General features: G+C 65.5%; 4 protein-coding genes and 1 CRISPR repeat array. All 4 genes read right to left on the bottom strand.

Annotated features, from left to right (window positions below; translation table 11 throughout):
- Positions 1–160: 160 nt before the first annotated feature.
- Positions 161–3,928: direct repeats of the CRISPR family, unit length 32 nt; unit sequence GTTTCAACCCACGCGCCCGCACGGGGCGCGAC.
- A 199-nt stretch (positions 3,929–4,127) separates the two neighbouring features.
- Positions 4,128–4,418, bottom strand: a complete 291-nt coding sequence (gene cas2 / locus AVHM3334_RS23225) for a CRISPR-associated endonuclease Cas2 (RefSeq protein ID WP_284415814.1) — start codon at positions 4,416–4,418, stop codon at positions 4,128–4,130.
- A gap of 13 nt (positions 4,419–4,431) precedes the next feature.
- Positions 4,432–5,472 carry a type I-C CRISPR-associated endonuclease Cas1c gene (gene cas1c, locus AVHM3334_RS23220; RefSeq protein ID WP_284415813.1) on the bottom strand — a complete coding sequence of 347 codons (1,041 nt, stop codon included), beginning with the start codon at positions 5,470–5,472 and terminating at the stop codon, positions 4,432–4,434.
- Positions 5,457–6,116 carry a CRISPR-associated protein Cas4 gene (gene cas4 / locus AVHM3334_RS23215; protein ID WP_284415812.1) on the bottom strand — a complete coding sequence of 220 codons (660 nt, stop codon included), beginning with the start codon at positions 6,114–6,116 and terminating at the stop codon, positions 5,457–5,459. The genes cas1c and cas4 overlap by 16 nt, the downstream gene beginning before the upstream one ends.
- 27 nt (positions 6,117–6,143) lie before the next feature.
- Positions 6,144–6,269, bottom strand: a 126-nt coding sequence (locus AVHM3334_RS23210; protein WP_284415798.1) for an integrase core domain-containing protein, incomplete at its 5' end; no start/stop codon positions are given.

Genomic DNA, 6,269 nt, shown 5'->3' with positions numbered 1-6,269 from the left:
GACGATCAGCCGTTCGGCCAGATCCAAAATCCACTCTGACATTACGTTCCCATCTACATGTACGTGGGAACGTAGCCTCTCAGGTCAGCATGCTGAAATGAAGGGCGTGGTTTATTGACGGCTTACACTGCAAGGCCGATGCACAGGCCAAGCAAATCCCGTTTCAACCCACGCGCCCGCACGGGGCGCGACGCGCGCGCCAAGGCGCCTATCTCGCGGCCACGCTGTTTCAACCCACGCGCCCGCACGGGGCGCGACAATAAAGGCGCGTAATTAATGTGCCCTGAAGGCAGTTTCAACCCACGCGCCCGCATGGGGCGCGACGCGCTGATCGTGGCCAATCTTCGGGTATTGCTGCTGTTTCAACCCACGCGCCCGCACGGGGCGCGACACTGCTCACCCACGCACCGGCCACGCCCAAGGTGGTTTCAACCCACGCGCCCGCACGGGGCGCGACCCTTATGCAGGGTGCTGCAGCGTTGCGCCCAGAAGTTTCAACCCACGCGCCCGCACGGGGCGCGACCATCAACGTCGCACGCGCCACGGGACGACTGCATGTTTCAACCCACGCGCCCGCACGGGGCGCGACCCGCCTCGATGCCGTAGAGCGCCAGACCTGTGACGTTTCAACCCACGCGCCCGCACGGGGCGCGACGCCCACATCCTCGCGGTTCGTGTACAGGTGGCCCAGTTTCAACCCACGCGCCCGCACGGGGCGCGACGAACGAAATGCTCAACGAAGACCGCCGCACCATCGTTTCAACCCACGCGCCCGCACGGGGCGCGACGCCGAAGAGAACCCAGACGCGCTGCCCAGCATGGCGTTTCAACCCACGCGCCCGCACGGGGCGCGACGAGCGGGCGGCACTGGCTGAAATTCACCTCCAGCAGTTTCAACCCACGCGCCCGCACGGGGCGCGACTGAGCGGCACCGTCGCATCCCGCACGCCGTGGCTGTTTCAACCCACGCGCCCGCACGGGGCGCGACTTGATGCCAGCCTCGGCGCCGGTAGTGTTGGCACCGTTTCAACCCACGCGCCCGCACGGGGCGCGACGCTCTGCAGCGCCAGTGCCTTCACGGGCACGCCATCGTTTCAACCCACGCGCCCGCACGGGGCGCGACGTACTGATCAATGCGAGCAGACTTTTGATCCTGCTGTTTCAACCCACGCGCCCGCACGGGGCGCGACGAAAGCAGGCATGGTTAACCCCGTTTGAGAACGATGTTTCAACCCACGCGCCCGCACGGGGCGCGACGATTAGGTACAGCATCAGTTCAGCACCCAGCGCTTGTTTCAACCCACGCGCCCGCACGGGGCGCGACGGCCAGCGCGAGGAGGCCGTGGTCGTTATGGTGCAGTTTCAACCCACGCGCCCGCACGGGGCGCGACCTGCTGCACTTCGACCTTGAGAATTTGGATGGTGGTTTCAACCCACGCGCCCGCACGGGGCGCGACCCATCGGTTGTTTTGAGCATCAGGATCAACGTGCGGTTTCAACCCACGCGCCCGCACGGGGCGCGACTCGACCGGACCACTTCGGCCTTCGTACAGCCATAGTTTCAACCCACGCGCCCGCACGGGGCGCGACCGGTGCTGGATAGCGGCTTCAAGGTAGTGCTCAAGTTTCAACCCACGCGCCCGCACGGGGCGCGACGATCCGCCGCCCTGGCCCAACCTTGAGCGGCAGGGTTTCAACCCACGCGCCCGCACGGGGCGCGACTCTCCCCAAGCCGCAGCCGCGCACCAAACCAGATGTTTCAACCCACGCGCCCGCACGGGGCGCGACACGCCGACGCCATCACAGCCCTGCGCGCCCGCAATGTTTCAACCCACGCGCCCGCACGGGGCGCGACGTTTTCATTCCGGGAGAGATTCATGCCAGCACATATGTTTCAACCCACGCGCCCGCACGGGGCGCGACTTCCCAGCAGTCAAGCGATTTACAAGACGCCCGCAGTTTCAACCCACGCGCCCGCACGGGGCGCGACTTCCCAGCAGTCAAGCGATTTACAAGACGCCCGCAGTTTCAACCCACGCGCCCGCACGGGGCGCGACGTGAGCGATGCACTGGGAGAGCAGGCAATGGCGGTTTCAACCCACGCGCCCGCACGGGGCGCGACGCCACGACCTCCAGCGCCAGAGCATCAGCCGATCAGTTTCAACCCACGCGCCCGCACGGGGCGCGACTTGATGACCTGCGTCCACTGCGGGAGGTTCTTCTCGTTTCAACCCACGCGCCCGCACGGGGCGCGACGGCGGCAGTCGTAATACGCCTGCACCAGCTTTTCGTTTCAACCCACGCGCCCGCACGGGGCGCGACTCCTGATCCCGCGTGCTAACTCGCGCATACCCAATGTTTCAACCCACGCGCCCGCACGGGGCGCGACTTACCAGTCCCTGCCGCAGCGGCAGGACCACCAGCAGTTTCAACCCACGCGCCCGCACGGGGCGCGACCTTGTCAGCATCGCTAGGGGTACAAGTCTTGCCCGTTTCAACCCACGCGCCCGCACGGGGCGCGACCCCGTTGATGACTCAGACCGACCCGGCTGCCTTAGTTTCAACCCACGCGCCCGCACGGGGCGCGACGCGCTCAAGGATGCGGGCCACGCGCTCAAGGAGCGCGTTTCAACCCACGCGCCCGCACGGGGCGCGACCGAAAGGCGCGCTGTTTCGACACTCCTCTCAAGCGGTTTCAACCCACGCGCCCGCACGGGGCGCGACTCTTTCTGCCCCGCCTGGGCGCCATCGCCCATGGCGTTTCAACCCACGCGCCCGCACGGGGCGCGACAACTGGCTCGGCTACGACTTCGGCGCTGGAAACGTTTCAACCCACGCGCCCGCACGGGGCGCGACCAGGGCCGTCGTCATGGTCTGCCTTGGGAAAATGCTTGTTTCAACCCACGCGCCCGCACGGGGCGCGACAGAATCCAATCATCGCAAACACACTTGGAGAATCGTTTCAACCCACGCGCCCGCACGGGGCGCGACCATCCGCGATGCCGGCCCGTGCTCCGGTGGGTGGGTTTCAACCCACGCGCCCGCACGGGGCGCGACGCGTTTGACAAGCTTGTCGTTGAGATCGAGGTTTGTTTCAACCCACGCGCCCGCACGGGGCGCGACGGGATCGATGCGCAGCCACTTTGGCAGATTCACTTGTTTCAACCCACGCGCCCGCACGGGGCGCGACACCCAGGTGTCGCCCGGCTGCGATCACTGCTACGCCGTTTCAACCCACGCGCCCGCACGGGGCGCGACGCGGCTTCGGTGGGGCATCGCGGCGGTGCGGACTGTTTCAACCCACGCGCCCGCACGGGGCGCGACAAACGAGCCCGTAACGACCTCGACGGCTTTGTGCGGGTTTCAACCCACGCGCCCGCACGGGGCGCGACTTCGCACGGACACCGAAGGAGCTGGGCTTGGGCTTGTTTCAACCCACGCGCCCGCACGGGGCGCGACATGGGGCAATCCTCCTTTGGCTGCAGCAGCGGGTTGTTTCAACCCACGCGCCCGCACGGGGCGCGACAGGCGTCCATGAGCTTGATCGCCTTGGGGCGGCCGTTTCAACCCACGCGCCCGCACGGGGCGCGACGAGTGCGCCTTGGCCAACCACCAAGGAGCATTCCATGTTTCAACCCACGCGCCCGCACGGGGCGCGACCCCGCCCGCATGGCACCTTCGGGGCTGCATCAGAGGTTTCAACCCACGCGCCCGCACGGGGCGCGACCGGCCCCTTGGCTGCCGGGCTGATGCCGTGGGCTGGTTTCAACCCACGCGCCCGCACGGGGCGCGACCGATGTCGGCATCCAGCCGGCCGACGGTGCGGCGGTTTCAACCCACGCGCCCGCACGGGGCGCGACGCACGAGCCGGACCTGCCTGTGTTCGTGGTGGACCAGTTTCAACCCACGCGCCCGCACGGGGCGCGACGGCGCCTTTATAACCTTTGGTCAGCGCTCTAAAAAATCCCTCACTTTCGCGAACCTTCCCGTTTTCGCGGTCGTCAAGGAATGTCTCCACGCTCAAAGGAGAAAAATTGTTGATCTATCAATGAGTTAGAGCGCCGCGAACCGCTATGGCAGCTGTCAGTCGCTTGGGGTTCGCAAACACGGGCAGTCTCGCCCGATGCTCAAAGAATGAGCGGGGCGTTCAGGTCGAGTACGGGCTTTGCGCCCACGTGTTCAACCCGGTCTTTCCATTGTTGGCCCAGGTAGTAAAAGCGCAGGCTGTCAGTGGCGGGATCGATGATCTGAGTCAGGCGATTTTTCAAGGCCACCCATTGTGCCGAGTCCACCTCGATCTCGAACACCGAGTACTGCACGCGCTGCCCAAAATCCAGGCACGCTTTGGCGATGTGCCGCAGTCTGCGGGCGCCCGCTCTGTCTTGCGAACTGACGTCGTAACTCACGAGCACCATCATGATCGGTGATGCCTCATTTCCAAAGAAAGGGTGGGTAGGCGTCGAGGTCACCGCGCAAATGGCGGGCCAGCAGTTGGGCCTGGATGAACGGAAACAGCCCGATGGGGGCTTTCTCTTCCAGAAAAACGTGCTTGAGCATTTCGCGCTTTCGCTCCTGGTAGGCCGTCAGCACTGTCTTGCGCGATTCTTCGCGCAGCAGCACGGCACCGTTGTCCATCGTCTGAAAATCGCGCTCACCGATTTGGCGCAAGTTGATCAGCGACAGGGCCAGACGGTCTGCCAGCAGTGGTCGAAATTCCTCCAGCAGGTCGAGTGCCAGGCTGGGTCTGCCAGGTCGATCCCGGTGCAGAAAACCCACCGCAGGGTCCAGGCCCACGCTTTCCAGGGCCGAGCGGCAATCGTGGGTCACCAGCGTGTACAAGAAGGAGAGCAGGGCGTTGACCGCGTCCAGGGGCGGCCTGCGGCTGCGCCCGGTGAAACGCATGGCCGTGCCGGGCACGCGGATCAGATGGTCGAACACCCCGAAGTACGCCTGAGCCGCTTCGCCCTCGTATCCGCGCAGCAGGTCCACCGATGGTGCTTGGGGCAGCTTGGCTGCAATGCGTTCCAGTCGTTGGTGGGCATGCGTCAATGCCGCTTCGTCCACTGCGGCAAGTTTGCTGCTGTGATCGCGCAAGGCCCGGCCCAGCACGGCGCGCTGGTTGTGTAGCTTGCCCTGCAGCAGATTGCGCACGACACCGGCGCACCCAGCAGGGTCGTCCGTGGTGCGGTACTGCGCGCGCCGCAGCAAAACATTGCCGGACACCGGGCCTTCCACCCTCGCCAGAAATTTGCCATTGGGCGTGAGAAAGCAGGTACTGATGCCTTGTTCCGCGCAATAGCCCAGCAAGGGCGGCGACACCAGCACGCGGCCAAAGCACACCAGGCTTTCCAGCATATGCACGGGAAGCCGGGCGCGCACGGTTTGCTCGACTTCCATCACGATGTTGGCACCGTCCTTGTGAAGCCAAGCGCCTTCGGTGGTCACGTACAGGGTGTTCAGCTGTCTGCGCATGGCGGTTCCGCTTCGCTGTGCTTCAGTTGTCGGGCGAGCCAGTCGTTCACGCCGCTATTGCGGCTCAGCAGTCGGGGCTGGCACAGGTCGAGCAGCGAGCAGGCATCGCAGCGCTTGGGGCTGTATTGCGCCGTGGGTGTGATGTTCGCGTCCAGCATAGCGCGCGTCGCACTGATGGTTTCCCGGGTGAGTTGACGCAGCGCCTGGTCGAACGGCACATCGGTGCGCCGACGTGTCTCGCCGTAGAACAGGGCGCCTTGAGCCACCGGTTGCTCCAGCATTGCTTCCAGGCAAAGGGCCTGCGCGCACAGTTGCACTTCATCCGCTCGATGGGCCTTGGGTCGCCCACGCTTGTATTCCACCGGAAAAGCCTGTTCGACCTCTTCATCGCCTTCATGGAACTCCACCACATCCGCAATGCCGGTGATGCCCAGCCCCGGGTGGGCCAGCGGCATGGCGGTGACGGTGCGCACACCGCGCCGGCGCTCGCCGCGGGGCTTGTCGGCGCGCTCGTGCAGCACGCGCCCCTCTGCGGTGTGGCGGCTTTCCGCCCACAGTTGCTCTACGTGGATGAGCGCGCACTGGCGAGGGCAATACAGGTAGTGTTGCAGCGCCGAAATAGGAATGAAGTCCGATTCGTCCATGGACTGCCTCCACGCAGGCGATGAGCGCTAGATGTCGAGTTGCAATAGGTTATACCCGGCAAGTCGGGAAGCTGGAGGTCTGTAGCCCAAGGCCGAGTGGGGCCTCCTGGCGTTGTAGTAGCTCAGGAACGCAGGCAACCATGCTGTGCGTTC

The organism is Acidovorax sp. SUPP3334, from assembly GCF_030159055.1.
GTDB lineage: Bacteria > Pseudomonadota > Gammaproteobacteria > Burkholderiales > Burkholderiaceae_C > Paracidovorax.
Note: the sequence above shows the minus strand (reverse complement) of the source record. Positions and strands in the feature narration are given on the sequence as shown.